The sequence below is a fragment of the Candidatus Kryptonium thompsonii genome, assembly GCF_001535985.1.
Lineage (GTDB): Bacteria > Bacteroidota > Ignavibacteria > Kryptoniales > Kryptoniaceae > Kryptonium > Kryptonium thompsonii.
The window spans coordinates 1-457 of record NZ_CZVS01000084.1 but is presented as its reverse complement, the minus strand read 5'-3'; the positions used below and the strand labels follow the sequence as shown (position 1 = coordinate 457).

2 protein-coding genes are annotated in these 457 nt (G+C 39.4%); both read left to right on the top strand.

The annotated features are described in order from the left end of the window. Positions 1 to 230: nucleotide exchange factor GrpE (locus AWW78_RS10340; RefSeq protein ID WP_082359580.1), on the top strand; the 230-nt coding region annotated here is incomplete at its 5' end. 93 nt (positions 231 to 323) lie between these two features. Then, a partial coding sequence (locus tag AWW78_RS09700) for a DnaJ domain-containing protein (RefSeq protein WP_176696253.1) occupies positions 324 to 457 on the top strand: 134 nt, incomplete at its 3' end.

The following is a 457-nucleotide window of genomic DNA, read 5'->3' as shown; positions in this document are numbered from 1 at the left end:
ACTATCATGAGGCGTTGTTAAGAATTCCGCGAGACGATGTTCCACCTGATACCGTTGTTGATGAGGTTGAGCGTGGTTATATGTATTATGATAAAGTTTTGCGCCATGCGAAGGTGATAGTTTCAAGCCCTGTTGAAAGTTTAAAGGAAACGGGCAAAACTGAGGAAAGCGATCAGAAAATAGAGCGAGGGAACGAATTTAATTTTGGTGATGACCACAGGCAGGAATGAATTTGAAGTTGTAAAATTCCCCCTAGTCAAATTCTTGATGAAAGGGGAATAATAATTTAATCTGAAACAAAAGTTAAGTTTACTTGTTGGCTAATGCCTAAGAAAGATTATTACGAAATACTTGGCGTTCCAAGGAATGCGACTACTGAGGAGATAAAGAAGGCGTATAGAAAACTGGCGATGGAATATCATCCGGATAGAAACCCTGGAAATAAAGAAGCGGAAGA